Origin of the sequence: Streptosporangium sp. NPDC002544, from assembly GCF_040295965.1 — a bacterium.
Classification (GTDB): Bacteria; Actinomycetota; Actinomycetes; order Streptosporangiales; family Streptosporangiaceae; genus Streptosporangium.
In genome coordinates this window covers 222,240-241,504 of sequence record NZ_JBEOWJ010000011.1, presented here as the reverse complement: position 1 = coordinate 241,504, position 19,265 = coordinate 222,240, and the positions used below count along the sequence as shown (strand labels likewise).

At 68.6% G+C, this 19,265-nt stretch carries 17 protein-coding genes; 4 read left to right on the top strand and 13 right to left on the bottom strand.

Annotated features, from left to right (window positions below; all coding sequences use genetic code 11):
- Nucleotides 1–106: 106 nt before the first annotated feature.
- The 6 genes from ABT061_RS19390 to ABT061_RS19365 form a co-directional block, all read right to left on the bottom strand.
- A complete protein-coding gene (locus ABT061_RS19390) occupies nucleotides 107–1,057 on the bottom strand; it encodes an FKBP-type peptidyl-prolyl cis-trans isomerase (protein ID WP_350919253.1) in 951 nt (316 codons plus the stop codon).
- Nucleotides 1,058–1,152: 95 nt separating this feature from the next.
- A complete protein-coding gene (gene pafA / locus ABT061_RS19385; RefSeq protein ID WP_030904553.1) occupies nucleotides 1,153–2,511 on the bottom strand; it encodes a Pup--protein ligase in 1,359 nt (452 codons plus the stop codon).
- A 162-nt stretch (nucleotides 2,512–2,673) separates the two neighbouring features.
- On the bottom strand, nucleotides 2,674–3,309 hold the full coding sequence (locus ABT061_RS19380; RefSeq protein WP_350919250.1) for a hypothetical protein: 636 nt from the start codon (nucleotides 3,307–3,309) through the stop codon (nucleotides 2,674–2,676).
- Nucleotides 3,310–3,432: 123 nt separating this feature from the next.
- Nucleotides 3,433–4,245, bottom strand: a complete 813-nt coding sequence (prcA, locus tag ABT061_RS19375) for a proteasome subunit alpha (protein WP_350919247.1) — start codon at nucleotides 4,243–4,245, stop codon at nucleotides 3,433–3,435.
- 25 nt (nucleotides 4,246–4,270) lie between these two features.
- Nucleotides 4,271–5,089 carry a proteasome subunit beta gene (gene prcB / locus ABT061_RS19370; RefSeq protein WP_350919446.1) on the bottom strand — a complete coding sequence of 273 codons (819 nt, stop codon included), beginning with the start codon at nucleotides 5,087–5,089 and terminating at the stop codon, nucleotides 4,271–4,273.
- Between the two features lie 650 nt (nucleotides 5,090–5,739).
- Complete coding sequence (locus tag ABT061_RS19365) at nucleotides 5,740–5,949, bottom strand: ubiquitin-like protein Pup (protein WP_030904562.1); 210 nt, start codon at nucleotides 5,947–5,949, stop codon at nucleotides 5,740–5,742.
- Nucleotides 5,950–6,277: 328 nt separating this feature from the next.
- On the opposite strand from ABT061_RS19365, the gene ABT061_RS19360 reads away from it, so the two are divergent.
- Together ABT061_RS19360 and ABT061_RS19355 are read left to right on the top strand one after the other, a co-directional pair.
- On the top strand, nucleotides 6,278–7,072 hold the full coding sequence (locus ABT061_RS19360; RefSeq protein WP_350919244.1) for a serine/threonine-protein kinase: 795 nt from the start codon (nucleotides 6,278–6,280) through the stop codon (nucleotides 7,070–7,072).
- Between the two features lie 202 nt (nucleotides 7,073–7,274).
- Entirely contained in the window at nucleotides 7,275–8,162 is an 888-nt protein-coding gene (locus tag ABT061_RS19355; RefSeq protein ID WP_350919241.1) for a serine/threonine-protein kinase, read from the top strand.
- Between the two features lie 156 nt (nucleotides 8,163–8,318).
- Here ABT061_RS19355 and dop read toward each other — a convergent pair whose 3' ends face one another.
- The 4 genes from dop to ABT061_RS19335 all read right to left on the bottom strand — a co-directional run bounded on the left by dop (nucleotide 8,319) and on the right by ABT061_RS19335 (nucleotide 14,199).
- Nucleotides 8,319–9,833 carry a depupylase/deamidase Dop gene (dop, locus tag ABT061_RS19350; RefSeq protein WP_350919239.1) on the bottom strand — a complete coding sequence of 505 codons (1,515 nt, stop codon included), beginning with the start codon at nucleotides 9,831–9,833 and terminating at the stop codon, nucleotides 8,319–8,321.
- An 87-nt stretch (nucleotides 9,834–9,920) separates the two neighbouring features.
- Nucleotides 9,921–11,078 carry an acyltransferase family protein gene (locus ABT061_RS19345; protein ID WP_350919236.1) on the bottom strand — a complete coding sequence of 386 codons (1,158 nt, stop codon included), beginning with the start codon at nucleotides 11,076–11,078 and terminating at the stop codon, nucleotides 9,921–9,923.
- A gap of 282 nt (nucleotides 11,079–11,360) precedes the next feature.
- A complete protein-coding gene (arc, locus tag ABT061_RS19340) occupies nucleotides 11,361–13,124 on the bottom strand; it encodes a proteasome ATPase (protein WP_350919233.1) in 1,764 nt (587 codons plus the stop codon).
- 205 nt (nucleotides 13,125–13,329) lie between these two features.
- Nucleotides 13,330–14,199 carry a tRNA (adenine-N1)-methyltransferase gene (locus ABT061_RS19335; protein WP_350919231.1) on the bottom strand — a complete coding sequence of 290 codons (870 nt, stop codon included), beginning with the start codon at nucleotides 14,197–14,199 and terminating at the stop codon, nucleotides 13,330–13,332.
- Nucleotides 14,200–14,358: 159 nt separating this feature from the next.
- Between ABT061_RS19335 and ABT061_RS19330 the strand changes: the two genes are divergently transcribed.
- Entirely contained in the window at nucleotides 14,359–15,465 is a 1,107-nt protein-coding gene (locus tag ABT061_RS19330; protein ID WP_350919228.1) for a GNAT family N-acetyltransferase, read from the top strand.
- A 9-nt stretch (nucleotides 15,466–15,474) separates the two neighbouring features.
- On the opposite strand, the gene ABT061_RS19325 is transcribed toward ABT061_RS19330, so the two are convergent.
- Both ABT061_RS19325 and ABT061_RS19320 read right to left on the bottom strand, forming a co-directional pair.
- Nucleotides 15,475–16,698, bottom strand: coding sequence for an aminotransferase class III-fold pyridoxal phosphate-dependent enzyme (locus tag ABT061_RS19325; RefSeq protein WP_350919225.1), 1,224 nt, complete (start codon nucleotides 16,696–16,698; stop codon nucleotides 15,475–15,477).
- A 67-nt stretch (nucleotides 16,699–16,765) separates the two neighbouring features.
- Nucleotides 16,766–17,680: a carbohydrate kinase family protein gene (locus ABT061_RS19320; RefSeq protein ID WP_350919222.1), complete on the bottom strand. Its 915-nt coding sequence runs from the start codon at nucleotides 17,678–17,680 to the stop codon at nucleotides 16,766–16,768.
- A gap of 84 nt (nucleotides 17,681–17,764) precedes the next feature.
- On the opposite strand from ABT061_RS19320, the gene ABT061_RS19315 reads away from it, so the two are divergent.
- On the top strand, nucleotides 17,765–18,364 hold the full coding sequence (locus ABT061_RS19315; protein ID WP_350919219.1) for a TetR/AcrR family transcriptional regulator: 600 nt from the start codon (nucleotides 17,765–17,767) through the stop codon (nucleotides 18,362–18,364).
- 83 nt (nucleotides 18,365–18,447) lie between these two features.
- Here ABT061_RS19315 and ABT061_RS19310 read toward each other — a convergent pair whose 3' ends face one another.
- On the bottom strand, nucleotides 18,448–19,236 hold the full coding sequence (locus ABT061_RS19310; RefSeq protein ID WP_350919216.1) for a serine/threonine-protein kinase: 789 nt from the start codon (nucleotides 19,234–19,236) through the stop codon (nucleotides 18,448–18,450).
- Between the last annotated feature and the right edge of the window lie 29 nt (nucleotides 19,237–19,265).

Here is a 19,265-nt window from a genome sequence, read left to right as displayed (position 1 = left end):
CGCCCTATTGGGAGAATTGTCAGTAGCTGGAGATCGCGATCGGAAAACGCGAACCCGGCCGTGCGCGCACGGCCGGGTTCGGGGGTGAGTCGCTCCGCGAGGAGCGTCAGTAGGCGGCCAGCACGTCGACCAGGAAGACCAGGGTGTCGGTTCCCTTGATCTTGTCGCCGGAGCCCGCCTTGCCGTAACCGAGGTCCGGCGGGATGCTCAGCAGCACCCGGCTGCCCACGGGGACGCCGACCAGACCCTGGTCCCAGCCCTTGATGACCTTGCCGGTGCCGATCTGGAACATGATCGGCTGAGCACCACGGGACCAACTGCTGTCGAACTCGACGTCCGAACCCCAGATCTTCCCGGCGTACTGGACCAGGATCGACTGACCGGACTTGACCTCGGGCCCCGTGCCCTTGATCACGGTCTTGGCGACGAGTTCCTTGGGCGCCTTCTCCTTGGTCTTGGTGGTGAGCTTCGGCGCGGTCTCACCGCCCGGGTTCTCCACCTTGACGCCGGCGACGCCGGGGTCGGTCGCGGTGCCCTTGGCCGCGTTCCCCTCGGGGACGCCGACCACGTCGACCACGAAGACCTGCGACTGACCCGCGGGGGCCTGCGCCTGCTGCTCCTTGGGCAGCGCGTCCTTGGCCACGACGGACATGAACCTGCCGCCGCTCTTGGTCTCGGCGAAGCCCTTTCTGAGGATCTCCGGGACCTGCTCGTTGAGCGTGATGACCTGCGGGCCGCCCTCGTCGTAGGTCGAGCCCGCGAGCTTGTTCTCCTTGCCGTCCCAGGCGAAGACCGTGAAGTTGGCCACCACGTTGGTGCCGAGCTTGGCGGCCTCCCCTGCGGTGCCGGGGGTGAGCACCTTGTAGGAGGAGGTCTCGACGACCTTGGTCGGGAAGGCCACGTTCGGCTTGGCGCCGATCTCCCCGGTCACCTGTAGCTCGGTGACTCCGCTGCCGGTGGAAGTGGAGGCGCCGGTGGTCGCGTCCCCTCCCGAGCCGCATGCTGCGGCGAACATCAGAGGCACTGCGGCCAGTACGGCCATGCTGCGGCGGCGCATAGGTATCCCTCAAGCAGACGTCAGGTTCGCGCAACACTACCCGTACCGGCATACGGAGGAGGTAAGCATGGAAGGAGCTTGCCGAAGCGTGACCATCACATTCCGGCGATGAGCTTGTCCACCCTCTCGTCGACACTGCGGAAGGGATCCTTGCACAGCACCGTGCGCTGTGCCTGGTCATTGAGTTTCAAGTGCACCCAGTCGACCGTGAAGTCACGGCGCTTCTCCTGCGCCTTGCGGATGAACTCCCCGCGCAGCCGGGCACGGGTGGTCTGCGGCGGCACCGACTTTGCCTCGAAGATCTTCAGATCGGAGGCCACCCGCTCCACCGCGCCACGCTTCTGCAGCAGGTAGAACAGGCCACGGCGGCGGTGCACGTCGTGGTAGGCGAGGTCGAGCTGGGCGACCCGGGGGCTCGACAGCGGCAGATCGTACTTCTTGCGGTAGCGCTCGATCAGCTGGTATTTGGTCACCCAGTCGATCTCGCGGGCGACCTTGTCGAGGTTGCCGGTCTCGACCGCGTTGAGCGTGCGCTCCCACAGTTCCAGCACCCGGTGGCTGATCTCGTCGCCGCCGCGGCGGTCGACGAAGTCACGGGCCTTGGAAAGGTACTCCTCCTGTATCTCCAGCGAGGACGCCTCCCTGCCGTTGGCCAGCCGGACCCGTCGCCGCCCGGTCATGTCGTGGGAGACCTCCCGGATGGCCCTGATCGGGTTCTCCAGGGACAGGTCACGCATCACGGTGCCCGCCTCGATCATGCGCAGCACCAGGTCGGTGGCGCCGACCTTGAGCAGCATGGTCGTCTCGCTCATGTTGGAGTCACCGACGATGACGTGCAGGCGGCGGAACCGCTCGGCGTCGGCGTGCGGCTCGTCACGGGTGTTGATGATCGGGCGTGACCTGGTGGTGGCGCTGGAGACGCCCTCCCAGATGTGCTCGGCCCGCTGGGAGACGCAGTAGACCGCCCCGCGCGGGGTCTGCAGCACCTTGCCGGCCCCGCAGATGATCTGCCGGGTGACCAGGAACGGGATCAGCACGTCGGCCAGGCGGCCGAACTCGCCGTGCCGGCCCACCAGGTAGTTCTCGTGGCAGCCGTATGAGTTTCCCGCGGAGTCGGTGTTGTTCTTGAACAGGTAGATGTCGCCGGCGATGCCCTCCTCGCGAAGACGCTTCTCGGCGTCGACGAGGAGACCCTCCAGGATGCGCTCGCCCGCCTTGTCGTGGGTGACGAGCTCCACGACGTTGTCACACTCGGGGGTGGCGTACTCGGGGTGGCTGCCCACGTCGAGATACAGGCGCGCCCCGTTGCGGAGGAAGACGTTGCTCGATCGGCCCCAGGAGACGACACGGCGGAATAGATAACGCGCTACCTCATCGGGTGACAGCCGCCGCTGCCCCCTGAACGTGCAGGTGACGCCGTACTCGTTCTCAAGCCCGAAGATGCGACGATCCATTGCCTCACACTATTCGCCGAACCCCTCTCGTGGGAGGGATCATGGGGTTTTCGGTCGTACGGCTTATGCCCCGGGCTGTGAGCGGCTAAGCGCGGACGCGTCTCGCACCCGGGTCACCGCCGGGTGTGAGCGATGCGCGGGCGCCGGGCTCGGTGAACCGGATCAGCCGCCGCCCTGCCAGAAGATCTCGACAACCTTGGTGATCCTGCCGTTCTCCGTGGTGATCAGGGCCGGTCGGTAGAGGCCCTCCACCCCGGCCAGGGACGCCGCCTCCTTGACGTTGTCGATCAACGTCTGGCGGGTGCACTTCTCGGTGCCGAGGTTGGTGGCCTTGTCGTAGGTCTGCGACGAGCCGTCGCAGCCACTGTCCGCGAGGAACAGCACGTCCTCGGCGATGGGCGCCGCGTAGCGGGTCACGTCGCCTTCCTCGGGGCCGTCGAAGTGGCCGTCCTCGCCACCGCTCTGGGTGAAGCGGATCGGCCGGTACTCGGCCACACCGCCCTTGTCCACGTCGGTGAGCCAGCCGCGCAGGACCCCCTCGAAGGGGGGCGGGCCGCCCTTGCTCCAGTCGTGCTCGGGAGCGGCCTGGAACTCGGTGCCGAAGATTTCGGGGGTGGCCGCGGGACTGGAGGAGGCGGCGGCGTCGGGCGCTCCGGTCGAGGGGGCAAAGGAGGCGGCGGGAGCCGGCGTCTCGGCACAGCCGGACATCAGTACCACGGCTGCGAGCAGTGCGAGCGCGGCGGGACCGGCCGAGGGGAGGGTGAGCCTGGTCCAGGCTCGGGGGGTGGCGTTTTTCACACAGACTGTGACCATCGGTGAGCGGGTCCGGTTGTCAGGGGAGGAAGTGATCCAGGACACACCGAGAGCGCCGCCCCGGGCAGGGCGACGCTCTCCTGTCTCATGGTCGACCGGCGGGCCCGGTCAGCCGCTCGCCCCGGTGTCGATGTCGCCGTCGGGCGCGGTCGGCGGGGCACCGGGCGTCTCGGGCGCGGAAAGGGGACTCTCCGGCTGGGCGGGCTGGGCGGGCTGGGCGGGCGCTTCGGCCGCGGGGGCCCCGGCGGACAGCAGGCGTTCCAGCCTCGGGCCGCTGAACCGCAGGAACTTGCGGTGCGGCCGGTTCCGGTCGAGGACCGCGACCTCCAGCTGGCTCGCCGGGAAGCGTTCGCCGCCCGGCTCGGTCAGTGCGAACAGCGCCGCCTCCAGGGCCTCCGCCAGCGACAGGCCGTCGCGGTAACGCTCCTTGAGCCGGCCGGCCACCGCCTCGGCCTGGCCGCCCATGGCCACCAGGCCCGCCTCGTCGAAGACCGAGCCGTCGAAGGTCAGCCGGTAGATGTGGTCCTCGTCGGAGGAGTCGCCGACCTCGGCGACCACGATCTCCACCTCGAACGGCTTCAGCGACTCGGTGAAGATCTGGCCGAGGTTCTGCGCGTAGAGGTTGGCCAGGCCGCGGGCGGTGACGTCGTCACGGGCGTAGGTGTAGCCGTTGATGTCGGCATAGCGAATGCCGCCGAGGCGCAGCGCCTCGAACTCGTTGTAGCGGCCCACCGCGGCGAAACCGATCTTGTCGTAGATCTCGCTGATCTTGTGCAGGGCGCGGGACGGGTTGGGCGCGACGAACAGGATGCCGTCCTCATACTGCAGGACGACGACACTACGGCCCCGCGCGATCCCCTTGCGCGCGTAGTCCGCCTTGTCTCGCATCTGCTGCTCGGGCGAGACATATCCAAAAGGCATGGACACCTGGGGTGATCCTCTCGTGTTAGCGCAGCGGGGCGGTGGGGCCGTCGGGGAAGTTCGTTCTGGAGTCGATCACGGTGCGGACGAACTCACCCACCTCCTCGTCGGGGAGTCGGCGGTATCCGTCGGCGGTGATCACCGCGACGACGGGCCAGATCTTGCGGATCACATCGGGGCCGCCGGTCGCCGAGTCGTCGTCGGCCGCGTCGTAGAGGGCGTGAACGAGCGTCAGCACGGTGTCCTCGGGCGAGGCGCCCTCGCGGTAGAGCTTCTTCAGCGCGCCCCGCGCGAAGATCGAGCCGGACCCGATCGCGTGGTGCTGGTACTGCTCGTAGGGGCCACCGCCCACGTCGTAGCTGAAGATCCGGCCGCCGTCGACATCGGGGTCGTAGGCGGCGAAGAGCGGCACGACCACGAGCCCCTGCATCGCCATCGGCAGGTTGCCGCGGATCATCGTGGCGAGCCGGTTGGCCTTACCCGCCACCGAGAGGGTGCGGCCCTCCCGCTTCTCGTAGTGCTCGAGTTCCACCCGGTAGAGGCGGGCCATCTCGATCCCGGTGCTCGCCGTCCCCGCGATGCCCATGCCCGAGTAGTCGTCCGTGCGGAACACCTTCTCCATGTCGCGCTGGGAGATGATGTTTCCCGAGGTCGCCCGGCGGTCTCCCGCGATCACCACGCCACCCGCGCATATCGCCGCGACGATCGTGGTGGCATGCGGGATCTGGTCGCCCACCGGGGTCGCCAGAGTCTCGTTACGGCCAGGCAACAAGTCCGGCGAATGGGACCTGACAAACTCGGTGAACGAGGAGCTCCCGGTGTCGGTAAAGATATGGTTCACCATGCCGGCGGGCAGGTCCCTGTGCGATCCCACGCGACTCCCTCCAAAGGTGCAGTCCTTTAAGGCCCGACCTTACTCATCTTGCCGTCCTGCTTGCACTTCCCTGGATCAGCTCAGCGCGAACCCACCTCCGCCGGGCTTTTGAATCTTTACGGGTGATCACATCCGTGTGGTGGCCGGGTCGTCGCGACATGCCGGCCCGCTGGCCCGCCTCCGGCGCGCGGGCGGGCGCACCTCGGTGTCGACGCCGGGCGCGAGCCGCACGGCCCACCTCCGGGCGCGCGCGGGCGGGCGGGCCGGAGACCCATCCGGTCCCCGGGCCCCCTCCTCCCGCCGCTCCGCTCTCCCGCCCGGTAGATCGAGCGGAAGCCACCTCGCTCGGCGAACATCCGACCGACGTCGGCCTCGATGACGTCCCTCGGTAATGCCATGCCTCGGTTTCGGCCGGTAGCCGCGCTCGCCGCCGTGGTTCTTGACCTCGCCGGCCCTCTTCATCCAGCTGCGACAGGGCTTGCGGTGAGAAGTCAGTCCATCTGGTCGTGCTCGGTCACGGCTGAATTCGGCCCGCGGCCTGGTCGCCTGGTATCTCCGGCGATATTCGCGGCCGGCGGAAACCTCCGGCCGCTCCCTGGTGGCTTTTCCCGCGCGGCCTCCTACTCACCGCCCTTTTGCACGTAGCTTCGAACGAATTCCTCCGCGTTCTCCTCAAGAACCTCGTCGATCTCGTCGAGGATCGCGTCGACGTCGTCGGAGAGCTTCTCGTGACGCTCCTGGACGTCGGAGGTCTCCGCCGCGGCGGTCTCCTCGACTTCCTTGTCGGTCCGGCCGGTCTGCTTCTGGCCGCCGGTGTCCTTACTTGCCATGTGTGGCACCTCCGCTTGGGGGACGCATCTGACTCATATCTTCCCCGAACCGGACGACATTGCGCGCGGATCGTCCCGCGATCTTTACGGGAGCTCCCCTGCTCCGTCCCGGGGTACCTCCCGTCAGGAAACCTCCCCGGGGGCTCCGCGGCAAATCCCCTCCGCCCCGTTCTCCTGGACGAGATACCGCCCGACTCGGGCGTGCCGCCGCCCTGGTCGGCCCTGTGTGACCACCATCACCCTCGAATCCGGAGTTATCCGGCGCCCACGGGAAGGTGGGGAACGTTCCAAGTAGGCCTCCCGGGTGGAAAACTGCGATCATTGAGGGGTGAGCACCATCATCGCGCGCAGGTACAAGCTCGTCTCCCGCGTCGGCCAGGGGGCGACCGGCGTCGTCTGGCGCGCATACGACCTGCTTCTGGAGCGAGAGGTGGCCCTCAAGGAGATACCCCTGCCACCTGGGCCCGCCGCGGCCGAGCAGCGGCGGCGGGTGGTCCGGGAGGCGCGGATGGCGGCACGGCTGAGCCACCGTGGCATCGTGACGGTGCACAACCTGACCGAGGAGGCCGAGCGCCTCTGGATCGTCATGGAGTTCCTGGAGGCCCTCACGCTGCACGACACGCTCGTGCAGGCGGGCCCGCTCCCGGTCGACCTGGTGGCGGCGATGGGGTGCCGCCTGCTGGAGGCGCTGCGGCACGCGCACGACGGCGGAGTGATCCACCGCGACATCAAACCGGCCAACATCATGCTGACCGGTGATCGGGTGGTGCTGGCCGACTTCGGGTTCGCGGCGCCGGAGGGTGCGGCGACGACCTCGATGCGGGGCACGCCGGCCTTCATCGCGCCGGAGGCGCTGCAGGGCAGGGGTGGCACCCGCGAGGCGGACATGTGGTCGTTCGGCGCGACGCTCTACATGGCGGTGGAGGGCAGGACCCCGTTCCGTACGGTGAACTCGATGGCGTCGCTGGTGGCGGCGCTGCGAGAGCCGCCGCGCGCGCCGAAGCGGGCGGGCGCCCTGGAGCCGGTGCTGCGCGGGTTGCTGCGCAAGGATCCACGGGCTCGGCTGAGTGCCGAGCGGACCTCGAAGATGCTGGAGGACGTGCGCTGTTTCAGCGCGGCCTGACGCGTTTCGCGGCGCGTTCGCCGACTTCTGGGCAATTTTTCTGATTACCTAATAGGGATTTAAGGACGCAGAACAAAATTCCATTATGCCCATGCAACTAAATTGTTACACATAATTACCATAAGTAACCACATGGCGCACCGTTCCAGGTGAAAATATGAATCAGCTGAGGGGCCCGGCTTCTATGTGCAACAGGTGATTCATGGGAACAGGTGCAGGAAAGGCACGCCCACTGGGTGGGCGTTATCACCTGACCTCGCCGATCGGGCAGGACGGCATGGGCATTGTGTGGCGTGCCCATGATTCCCTGCTCAGGCGGAATGTGGCGATCAAGGAAATCCAGCCGCGGTTCGGCGAATACGGGGCGGACATGCGCGACGCGCGGCGGCGAGCCCTGCGCGAGGCGCGCTCGGCCGGGCGGCTGAACCATCCGGCGGTGATCTCCGTGCACGACCTGCTTGAGGAGGACGGGCGGCTCTGGATCGTCATGGAGTTGCTGGAGGCCCTCACGCTCAAGGAGACGGTGCGGCACATGGGCCCCCTGCCGATCCACTGGGTGGCGTGGATCGGCTTCCAGTTGCTGGGCGGGCTGCGCCACGCGCACGGGGCCGGCGTCCTGCACCGGGCCATCAACCCGCGCAACATCCTGCTGACCGGCGACCGGGTGGTGCTGGCCGACTTCGGAATCGCGGCGCTGCACCGTGACTCGGGCACCTCCACGACCCTGCCGCTCACCCACGCTCCCGCCTTCATCGCGCCGGAACGGCTACGGGGCGGCTCGCCGACCCCGGCGGGCGACCTGTGGTCGTTCGGGGCGAGCCTGTACTTCGCGGTGAAGGGCCGGCCGCCTCGATCCGGTCACCACGCGCCGACGTCCCGGGGCTCGGCCGCCGACGGGAACCCGGAGACGATGGTACGGGCGGGAGCGCTGCGTCCCGTCCTGGAAGGGCTGCTCCGGCGCGACCCGGCGACCCGTATCAGCATGGGTCAGGCGGGTCGCATGCTGTCGGCCGTCCTGCACGCGGAGGGCGTGGCTCTGGCCCGGCCGCGACTGCCCGCGGCACGGCTGCCACCGGACGCCTACGCGTAGCGCCTCGCTCCCGCTTTCGACCGGGCGGGCAGGCCGTACGGCACCTACCGATCACCACCGGGCCGGGCAGCCGCTTCCGCACGGACCTCGTACGGCAGGTGGGGACAGCCCGGATCGAGGGGGAGGCCGCCGGGAGCCTCCCCCTCGGGAGCGCCACTACTCACCGGTCAGCGCCGTCACCAGCTCCGCGGCGGTACGGCAGCGGTCGAACAGCTCGCCCACGTGTGCCTTGGTACCGCGCAGCGGCTCAAGGGTGGGGACACGCTGCAGCGACTCGCGACCGGGGATGTCGAAGATGACCGAATCCCAGGAGGCCGCGGCCACCGACTCGCTGTACTGGCTCAGGCAACGGCCTCGGAAGTAGGCGCGGGTGTCGTTGGGCGGCACCTCGACAGCCCGCTGGACCTCTTCCTCGGTGACCAGGCGCTGCATGCGGCCCCGGGCGACCAGCCGGTTGTAGAGCCCTCGGTCGGGGCGGATGTCGGAGTACTGAAGGTCGACGAGTTGCAGGCGCGGATGCGACCAGGGAAGGCCGTCGCGGGTGCGATAGCCCTCCAGGAGCTCCAGCTTGGCCACCCAGTCAAGCTCCCCGGACAGCTGCATCGGGTCATCCGCCAGGCGGGTGAGAACCGACTCCCAGCGCTCCAGGACGTCCTTGGTGGGCTCGTCCATGCCGTTGACGCTGCGTTCCTCGGCATACTTGCGCGCGAGTTCCAGGTATTCCATCTGGAGCTGCACCGCCGTCAGCCTGCGGCCGTCGCGCATGGAGATCTCGTACTTGAGCGTCGGGTCGTGCGACACCGCGCGCAGCGCCTGGACCGGGTTGTCCACGGTGAGGTCACGGGTGAAGTAACCGTCCTCGATCATGGCCAGGACGAGCGCGGTGGATCCCAGTTTCAGGTAGGTCGAGATCTCCGACATGTTGGCGTCACCGATGATGACGTGCAGGCGGCGGTACTTCTCCGGGTCGGCGTGCGGCTCGTCCCGGGTGTTGATGATCGGCCGCTTGAGCGTCGTCTCCAGGCCCACCTCGACCTCGAAGAAGTCAGCCCGCTGGCTGATCTGGAAGCCCTCACCCCGGGAGTCCTGGCCGATGCCGACCTTGCCCGCGCCGGTGACGACCTGCCGGGAGACGAAGAACGGCGTCAGGTGCCTGACGATGTCGGCGAACGAGGTCGCCCGGCGCATGAGGTAGTTCTCGTGGCAGCCGTAGGAGGCGCCCTTGTTGTCGGTGTTGTTCTTGTAAAGCTGGATCGGGGCGTTGGCCGGCATCGCCGAGGCGCGAACCGCCGCGTCGTGCATCACCCGCTCGCCTGCCTTGTCCCAGATCACCGCCGCCCGAGGGTTGGTGCACTCGGGAGTGGAGTATTCGGGGTGGGCATGGTCCACGTACAACCGGGCCCCGTTGGTGAGGATCACGTTCGCCAGGCCGAGGTCCTCGTCGGTCAGCTGGCTCTGGTCGGCCACCTCCCGCGCGAGGTCGAACCCCCGCGCGTCGCGCAGCGGGTTCTCCTCCTCGAAGTCCCATCGCGCGCGCCGCGCTCTGGCCGCCGAGGCCGCCAGATAGGCGTTCACGACCTGAGAGGAGGTCACCATCGCGTTGGCCCCCGGCTGTCCGGGCACGGAGATGCCGTATTCGGTCTCGATGCCCATCACCCGCCGTACCGTCATGCGCACCCTCTGTTCATCAGGGACTGTTTCTCTCCGAGGTATCTATTCCCGACCCTAGACCCTTCACTATGCCCGGTGGTCGGACAGTTATGGCACCGAAGCCTTTTCGCCCGTTGCGAGGGGGATCGAGGAGAACCCGGGAGGCTGTGCGGGCGACGCCTGCGCGGCCTTCCTGCGCCTTCTCGACTTGACGAACTCCTGAAGGGGACGCTCGGCCACCCGATACACCAGGTAGGAGAACGCCATCGCGGCCAGCACGGTGACCAGGGCGGTCAACGGCGGCGGCAGCGTGTCCCGCAGGGCCGGGACGATCAGGACGGCGGCCGCGGTGTGGAAGAGGTAGAGCGGGTAGGTGAGCGCGCCCAGAACCACCAGGCCGCGCCAGCGCAGCCACCGCAGCCAGCCGAGCGCCACCATCGCCATGAGTACGTAGAAGCCGACCACCGTGGCGACGACGGCCCAGTCGGGCACGGGCATCGCGGCGTAGCCGACCTTCTCCACGCGCCCGGCCACCCGGTCGAGCGCCGCGCTGACGGCCAGGCCGCCACTGATCCCGGCCAGACACCACAGGACCAGCCTGGGACCGAATCTGGTCATCAGGAAGAACGCCATGCCACCGACGAAGTAGGCCGCGTACTTGGGCATGATCACAAGTTCGACCCACGCCTCATCGCTTCCCGCGAAGAAGCCCGCGGCCAGGAGCCAGACGCCCATGAAGGCCAGGCAGCGGTTGAGCGTGACCCCGGTGATCACCAGGATCGAGATCAGCACGTAGAAGCGGAGCTCCACCCAGAGCGACCAGTAGACGCCGTTGGCGTCATAGACGCCGAAGGCCCGCTGGAGCATGGTGAGATTGACCCCGTACTCGCCGAGGCTGAGCTTGGGGTCCAGGGCCGTGGCCGCGGTCAGCCCGTAGACCGCGGCGGTGACCACCACGCTGACCCAGTAGGCGGGAAAGAGCCGCACCAGCCGGGAGAGGGCGAACGCCCCCAGACCCCGGCCCCAGATGCTCATCAGGATCACGAAGCCGCTGATCATGAAGAACAGCTCGACACCGAGGATGCCGAGTCCGGAGATCGTGGAGATCGCCGGGAACAACTTGGCGGGACGGTCGCCCCACACCGAGGCGAAGGCGATGAAGTAGTGGAAGGCGAGCACCGCCATGGCGGCGGCGAAGCGCAGGAGGTCGAGTTCGGCGAGGCGGCCGCTTCCCCGAAGCGCCTCGCGAGACCCCGTGCCGGTCACCTGACGGCCGGGCCGGAATGTTCACGCACGCCACTTGGACGACGCTTCGATCATTCGGGTTCCCTGTGACGGCTGTTGATTTCCGGTCACTTTCGGGATGGATATGACTGGAGATACGGGTGGTGCCGGGTCCGCGCAGCCGAATACGAGTGACGGCAGGTCAAAAAAGCAACAAAGCCCCCCAATGCCACCAAACGCCGCAAAAGTAGACAAAACCTGGCGAGACACCGACGGCGCGGCCCCCGAGGGAGGCCGCGCCGTCGATCGGCACGCGTGCCGCTTTTACAGGTACTGACCGGTGTTGGCCACCGTGTCGATGGAACGCCCGGCCTCGGTGCCCTGCTTGCCCGTCACGAGGGTACGGATGTAGACGATCCGCTCGCCCTTCTTGCCGGAGATGCGGGCCCAGTCGTCGGGGTTGGTGGTGTTGGGCAGGTCCTCGTTCTCGGAGAACTCGTCCACGCAGGCCGCCAGCAGATGCTGGATCCGCAGACCCTTCTGCCCGGTCTCCAGGAACTGCTTGATCGCCATCTTCTTGCCGCGGTCGACGATGTTCTGGATCATCGCGCCGGAGTTGAAGTCCTTGAAGTACAGGACCTCCTTGTCCCCGTTGGCGTAGGTCACCTCAAGGAAGCGGTTCTCCTCGCTCTCGGTGTACATCCGCTCGACGACCCGCTGGATCATCCCGAAGATGGTCTCCTGGCGGCTGCCACCGTGCTCGGCGAGGTCCTCGGAGTGGAGTGGGAGCTCCGCGATGAGGTACTTCGAGAAGATGTCCCTGGCCGCCTCGGCGTCCGGCCGCTCGATCTTGATCTTGACGTCCAGGCGGCCGGGCCGCAGGATCGCCGGGTCGATCATGTCCTCGCGGTTGGAGGCGCCGATCACGATGACGTTCTCCAGGCCCTCGACGCCGTCGATCTCCGACAGGAGCTGGGGAACGATGGTGTTCTCGACGTCGGAGGAGACGCCCGAGCCCCGGGTCCGGAAGATCGAGTCCATCTCGTCGAAGAACACGATCACCGGGGTGCCCTCGGAGGCCTTCTCACGAGCCCGCTGGAAGACCAGGCGGATGTGCCGCTCGGTCTCGCCGACGTACTTGTTGAGAAGCTCGGGACCCTTGATGTTGAGGAAGAAGCTCTTGCCGGACTGACCGGTCTTCTCCGCGACCTGCTTGGCCAGGGAGTTGGCGACCGCCTTGGCGATGAGCGTCTTGCCGCAGCCGGGCGGTCCGTAGAGCAGGACGCCCTTGGGCGGGCGGAGCTTGTGCTCGCGGAAAAGGTCGGCGTGCAGGTACGGGAGCTCGATGGCGTCCCGGATCTGCTCGATCTGCCGCATCAGCCCGCCGATCTCCTCGTAGGAGATGTCGGGCACCTCCTCCAGGACGAGCTCCTCGACCTCGGACTTGGGGATGCGCTCGTAGACATAGCCCGAACGGGGTTCGAGCAGCAGGGAGTCGCCTGCCCGGATCGGCTGGCCCACCAGCGACTCGGCGAGCTTCACCACCCGCTCCTCGTCGGCATGCGAGATCACCAGCGCGCGCTGGCCGTCCTCGAGAAGCTCCTTTAGCATCACGATCTCGCCAAGCTCCTCGAAGCCGAGGGCCTCGACCACGTTGAGCGCCTCGTTGAGCATGACCTCCTGGCCGCGCTTCAGCGAGTCGACGTCCACCGCCGGACTGACGTTCACCCTGAGTTTGCGACCACCGGTGAAAACCTCCACCGTGCCGTCTTCTCTGGTTTCGAGGAACACGCCGAACCCGGATGGCGGCTGCGCCAACCGGTCTACCTCTTCCTTCAGGGCGACGATCTGGTCTCTGGCCTCCTTGAGGGTGGCCACCAGACGCTCGTTCTGGCCGGTTACGGCCGCGAGGTTCGCCTGCAAGTCATGGAGACGCTCTTCAAGGATCCTGGCCTGCCGGGGAGACTCCGTCAGCTTCCGACGCAACACGGTGATCTCCTCCTGCAGGAAGGAGACCTGTGTTGTGAGGTCAGCGACCTCCCGTTCGCGCTGCGCGGCTCGAGCCTCAGCGTCGTCGCGAGCTGCCACGGCGTCACCTCCTTCCCAGTCGAGACCGACTACTCGAAACCCTACCCATCTAAGGGCTGTCCCTTACCTGGCTGAGCAGTGTTCGTATGACTACATTAAGTGCGCGATGATTAATCCCTTTTGGTGCTTTTAGTGCTAGAAGCATAAGAACACGAAGGTCCGCTCCCGTGTCACTCCCCCACGAACCGTCGTAGCCGAATCGTCATCATGTGGCGGAAGACGTGGACTCCTCACCCTGTGCACCCTTCGCCGGACGTCTACGTCGAGGTGGTGGCGTCACCCCGTCGGCCATGCGACGGGCCGTGACCAGGAAGCCGGTGTGGCCGACCATTCTGTGGTCGGGCCGCACAGCCAGCCCCTCGACATGCCAGTCACGAACCAGGGTCTCCCACGCATGGGGCTCGGTGAAACTCCCGTGCTCCCGGAGAGTTTCGACCGTACGCGACAGCTGGGTTGTGGTCGCGACATAACAGCAGATCACACCGCCAGGGGTGAGGGCCTTGGCCGCGGCGTCCACACATTCCCACGGGGCGAGCATGTCGAGGATGATCCGGTCGACGTCACTCTCGTCGAGGTCCGCGACGAAGTCGCCGACCACCAGGCGCCACTGCGACATCGGACCGCCGTAGAACTTCTCCACGTTCTTGGTGGCGATCTCGGCGAAGTCCTGGCGCCGTTCGTAGGAGGTGACGGTGCCCTCGGAGCCCACCGCGCGCAGCAGGAAGCAGGTGAGCGCGCCGGAGCCGACCCCCGCCTCCACCACCCTGGCGCCCGGGAAGATGTCGGCCATGGCCACGATCTGCGCCGAGTCCTTGGGGTAGATGACCGCCGCGCCGCGCGGCATGGAGAGCGTGTAGTCCTGGAGCAGGTGCCTGAACGCCAGATACTGGGTGCCCCCGGACGAACGCACCACCGAGCCCTCGGGCCGGCCGATCAGCTCACTGTGCGGGATCCCGCCCTTGTGCGTGTGGAACACGCCGTCTTCCTTCAGCGTCACCGTATGACGCTTGTTCTTGGGGTCGGTGAGCTGAACCTGATCCCCGGCCTGAAACGGCCCATGCCTGCGAAAACCCATGACCGCAAGGTTAACGGCGCGCGACCGCGGCCGATCCCGCCTCTGGCCGGGAGCGGCGGTCGGGCAGGGGGAAACGGACACGGCCGTCCGGAGCAGACGGACAACGACGATCCGCAAAATGGTTCGCTCCACTACGGGGGAACTGGTAGCTGTTGTCGTGTGTTTCCCCAAGATGTGATTCCGGCGGGCTCCGTCGTCCTGAGACCGCTCGCCCCCACCGACACCGAAGCGATCGTCCGCGCCTGCGCGGACCCGGAGATCGTCCGGTTCCTCCCCCTGATACCCGTGCCCTACACCCGGGACGACGCCCTCCAGTACCTGGAGATGGCCGAGCAGGATTGGAAGAGCGGGGGAGCCGCCTTCGCCATCGCGGACGCGAAGACGGGCGAGTGGCTGGGCAACATCGGCCTCAAGCCCTCCCGCCTGCGGAGCACCAACGAGATCGGCTACCTGGTCGCACCGTGGGCGCGGGGCCGGGGGGTGGCCACGGCCGCCACCGCCGCGCTGGCCGGATGGGGCTTCGGCCACGGGGTGGAGCGCGTCGAACTCCTCGCCGACGTGGAGAACCTGGCCAGCCAGCGGGTCGCCCTGGCCGCCGGTTTCCGGCACGAGGGCGTTCGGCGCGGGGCCGAACAGCAGCGTGACGGCACCCGCCGTGACCTGGTCTCCTTCGCACGCCTGCGCGGCGACTCCGGCGAGCGCGTGACGCCGTTCCTGCCGGACTTCCCCGGCGGCTCACTGACCGACGGGATAGTACGGCTCAGGCCGCTCACCCCCGCCGACGCCGCCGACTACCTGGCGCTGCACAACCTGCCCGACGTCGTGAGGTACAGCGTCCCGCCCGAGCCCCGCAGCGCCGAGCAGGTCGAGGAGCGGTGCCGCACGGCGGGCGCGACCCGACTGGCCGGCGGAGGGGTCGAGGCGGTGATCACGGACGCCGCGACGGGCGCGTTCGCCGGGGAGATCCAGCTCTCCAACCTGGCCCCGCCGCTGGGGCAGGCCATGACGGGCTACAGCCTGCTGCCGGCGTTCCGCGGCCGGGGCTTCACCACCAGGGCGGTGAACCTGCTGGTCGACTGGGCCTTCGAGCACACCTCCCTGAGCCGGATCATCGCGGGCACCTCCCCCACCAACGTCGCCTCGCAGCGCGTGCTGGAGCGCGCGGGCTTCACCCGCGAGGCCCTGCTGCGCGGTCTGCTGCCCGGCCCCGACGGCACCCGCCTGGACGACCTGCAGTGGTACCGGCTGCGGGACGCCCCACGCTAGGGGCCGCGTTCAGTCGGTGCCGAAGTGGGCCCTGAGCCTGGCGTAGGCGGCGTCGGTGCCCTGCAGCACCCGGTCGATGTCGGCGTCGGTGTGGGCCGCCGACAGGAACCAGTTGTGCCACGGATGGAGGTAGACCCCCTCCTGCAGGCAGGCCGCGGCCCAGAACATGCCCTTGTCCAGGGTCACATCGCCCTCGAAGGAGAGCCATGGGATCTGCACCGGGCCGGTCTGGTTGACCGTGAAGCCATGGGAGGCGGCCTGGGCGGCGAGGCCCTCGCGCAGGCGGGTGCCCGCGCGTTCCATCAGGGCGATGCCGTCGATGTCGCGCAGCGTCTCGATGGTGGCCTTGGCCGCGGCCATCGGAGCGGCGTTGAACCAGAAGGAACCCGTGGAGTAGAGCGTCTGGGCGGGCCCTCGCAGGGCGTCCACACCGGTGACGGCGGCGATCGGGTGACCGTTGGCCATGGCCTTGCTGAAGGCGTACAGGTCGGGGCGCACGCCCAGCGGCTCCCAGGAGCCGCCCAGGTCGATCCGCCAGCCACCGCGCACATCGTCGATCACCAGCGCGGCGCCGATCCGGTCGGCCAGCGCCCGCACCCCCCGGGCGAACTCCGCGGCGACGAGTTCCTGGTCCTCGAACGAGTCGTGCTTGAACGGCGTCACGATGATCGCGGCGACGTCGCCCTCCGCCTGCGCCGCGGCGGCCTCGACGCTGGCGAGGTCGTTGTAGGTGAACTCGACCAGGTCCGCGCGCTCGCTGGGGGTGGTCCCCGCCGTACTGGGCGTGCACCACGGGTCGGCCCCGTGGTAGGCGCCGTGCGCCATGAGGACCTTGGTCCTGCCGGTGGCGGCGCGGGCCACCATCAGCGCCTGGGTGGTGGCGTCGGTGCCGTTCTTGGAGAACATCACCCAGTCGGCCTGCGGGACGGTGTCCACCAGAAGCTCGGCGAGCTCCACGTAGACGGGGCCGGGGCCGTTGAGGCAGTCGCCCGCGGCGAGCTGGGCCGTGACGGCGGCCTCGACCGCGGGGTGGCGGTGGCCGAGCACGACGGGACCCCAGGAGCACATGAGGTCGACGTACTCGCGCCCGTCGGCGTCCCGCTGGCGGCACCCCTCGCCGCCGACGAAGAACTGCGGGTAGGCGGGGCCGTGCAGGGCCGCGTTGAGGTGGCCGTACATGCCGCCGGGGACGACCTTGGCGGCCCGCTCCCTGAGGCTGGCGTCGATGGACATGCGTCGTCCTTTCAGATCTGGATCGGTTCGGGCGGTTCGGTGCCGTGTCCGGCCGCGAGCGGTGGGATCACTTCTCCTCGCGTAGTGCGCGCGCCCCGTCCAGGCCGGCGTCCGAACCCAGGCCTCCCGCGACGCGGGCGGCCAGCGCGGTGCCGAGCCGTGCCGAGCCGGCCACGTCACGGCCGTCGACCAGGCCGGCGATGAACCCGGCGCAGTAGGCGTCACCACACCCCGTGGTGTCGACCACTTCGACGTCGAGGGCGGGAACGCGGGTGACGCCCTCCGCCTCGGCGATCAGGCTTCCGTCCGCGCCGAGCGTGACCAGGACCGCCGAGGGCCCCTCCCCCAGCAGGGCCAGCGCGGCCTCCTCCGCACTGCCCGCACCGCTCATCAGCAGCGCCTGCTCCTCGTTGGGCAGGAGGTAGTCGACGTGCGGGAGAAAGCTCCGGACCCCCTGCATGAGGTCCGGCATATTGGACAGAAGGTCCATTGTGATGATCGTGCCCGCCGCGCGCGCCTCGTCGAGCAGCGCGAAGAAAGCGGGGTCGTACAGGCCCCAGGTCACGTCCATGCCCCCCAGGTGCACAACGCGCGCACCGAGGATCCGCTCGCGGCCGACGTCGGCGACGGCCAGGCCCAGGTTGGCTCCGGGAACGTGGAAGGACGGGCGCCCGCCGTCCGGACGGATGGGCAGGATCGAGGCGGCGGTCTGCTCTCCCCGCCTGCGGACCACTCCGGTCACGTCGACGCCGCGCCGCCCCATCATCATGACGAGCAGATCTCCGAGCTCGTCGTCGCCGACCGCCCCCACCGAGGCCACCGGGACACCGAGCGCGGCCAGGTCTACGGCGGTCGCGGCCGCGGCACCCGCGGCGGTGACGCGGATCTGCTCCAGCAGGTGGGTGTCCTGCCCGGCGGGAATCGACTCCACCGGCCTGGCGAGCACGTCCACGATGTGCACCCCGAGGGCTACGACGGTCATAGTGAGTCCTCCTCATGTCTTCAGCGGATAATAGACGGGCGACCGACTACAATGTCAACGGATTCCGTTCGGGAGGGAACCGAGTTGCCAAAGATCGTCGATCATGGGGAGCGCCGCGAGGAGGTCATCGAGGCCGCTCGCCGCATCATCCTGCGCGAGGGCATCGAGGCCGCCACGACCAGGGCGATCGCCAAGGAGGCCGGCTACTCCAACGGCGTGCTGACCCACTACTTCGCCGACAAGGACGACATCATGCTGTCGGCGCTGCGCTCCTCGCACCGGCGCATCGTGGAGCGCCTGCGCGGCAAGCTGGCCGGCCTCACCGGGCTGGCGGCGCTGCGCGAGCTCCTCCTCGACAACCTGCCACTGGACGAGGAGCGCACGCGGGAGAGCGGGCTGGAGGTCGGCTTCTGGAGTCGCAGCATGACCAGCCCGGCGATGCTGGAGGCGCAGCGCGCCGAGGCCGAGGAGCTGCGCTACCTGGTGCGCAGCCTGCTCGGCGCCGCGGCCGCCGGTGGGGAGATCTCCACCACCGAAGACCTCGACGACGTGACCGAGCGGCTACTCGCCCTGGTCGACGGGCTGAGCGTGCACCGCCTGCTCTACCCGGGCAGGCTCGGCACCGCACGTCTGGAGCGGGTGCTCAACGCCGAACTGGACCGCCTGCGCCCCACCGGCGGGTAGCGCCCGGCCACCCCGTGGCCTCGGCTCCCGGCGCGCACGCTCAGGGAGCCGAGGCCACGGTCCCGGGGCGCGCGGGCGGAAGCTCAGACCAGCAGGGCGTAGAGCCGGTCGGCCACCCCCCGCGCGGTGGGCCGCTTGGCCACGTCGCCAAGGCATGCCTGGACGAGATCCGACAGCTCGGGCTCCAGCCCCGGATCGATCGACGGCGGCGTGCTGTACACCTTCCGCAGGGTCAGCAGCGGGTCGTGGGTGGGCAGTTTCCCGTAGAGCCCGGCGCCGCTCACCGCCCAGTGCAGCGTCGCGCCCAGCGACCACACGTCGCCCGCGGGGGTGGGCGTCTCCCCCTGCAGCAGCGTGGGATCGGTGAACTCCACCGAACCGATGTCCCCCATCCCGGTCACCGTCACGCCCGGCGTCAGCACCTGTGACAGGCCCAGGTCGGAGAGCTTGCCCCCGTCGTCGGCGAGCAGCACGTTGCCGGGGCGGATGTCGCGATGGACGATACCCTCCTCGTGTAGTGCCTGCGCCGCGTGGGAGACGCAGGCGATCGAGCGCAGCACCCGCTCGCGCGACGGCCGCTCCGCGGGATGCGCCAGCGAGCCGTCCGGCAGGTACTCCATCGAGTAATAGAACACCCCGCCCTGCTGGCCGGCGTCGTAGAGCCGCACCAGATACGGGGAGCGCACCGCGGCGAACGCCTTCAACTCTCTCGTGGCGCGGCGGAAGGCGTCGTTCCCCGTGCCCCCCACCACCTTCACCGCGACCAGATCCGCCTCGATGGGTAACCGCTCGGGCCTTTTCGCCAAGTAGAACTCACCGTGATTACCGGCTCCCAGTGACCGGATGAACTCATAGTCGGCGATGCCTTCCACAACGGTCTCCCTCCATGCCTGCGCAACGT

Excerpts from the sequence above, each read along its gene's own strand:
- ABT061_RS19390 (WP_350919253.1), bottom strand. The coding sequence starts at position 1,057 with ATGCGCCGCCGCAGCATGGCCGTACTGGCCGCAGTGCCTCTGATGTTC.
- pafA (WP_030904553.1), bottom strand. The coding sequence starts at position 2,511 with ATGGATCGTCGCATCTTCGGGCTTGAGAACGAGTACGGCGTCACCTGC.
- prcA (WP_350919247.1), bottom strand. The coding sequence starts at position 4,245 with ATGCCTTTTGGATATGTCTCGCCCGAGCAGCAGATGCGAGACAAGGCG.
- prcB (WP_350919446.1), bottom strand. The coding sequence starts at position 5,089 with ATGGTGAACCATATCTTTACCGACACCGGGAGCTCCTCGTTCACCGAG.
- ABT061_RS19365 (WP_030904562.1), bottom strand. The coding sequence starts at position 5,949 with ATGGCAAGTAAGGACACCGGCGGCCAGAAGCAGACCGGCCGGACCGAC.
- ABT061_RS19355 (WP_350919241.1), top strand. The coding sequence starts at position 7,275 with ATGGGAACAGGTGCAGGAAAGGCACGCCCACTGGGTGGGCGTTATCAC.
- dop (WP_350919239.1), bottom strand. The coding sequence starts at position 9,833 with ATGACGGTACGGCGGGTGATGGGCATCGAGACCGAATACGGCATCTCC.
- ABT061_RS19335 (WP_350919231.1), bottom strand. The coding sequence starts at position 14,199 with ATGGGTTTTCGCAGGCATGGGCCGTTTCAGGCCGGGGATCAGGTTCAG.
- ABT061_RS19325 (WP_350919225.1), bottom strand. The coding sequence starts at position 16,698 with ATGTCCATCGACGCCAGCCTCAGGGAGCGGGCCGCCAAGGTCGTCCCC.
- ABT061_RS19320 (WP_350919222.1), bottom strand. The coding sequence starts at position 17,680 with ATGACCGTCGTAGCCCTCGGGGTGCACATCGTGGACGTGCTCGCCAGG.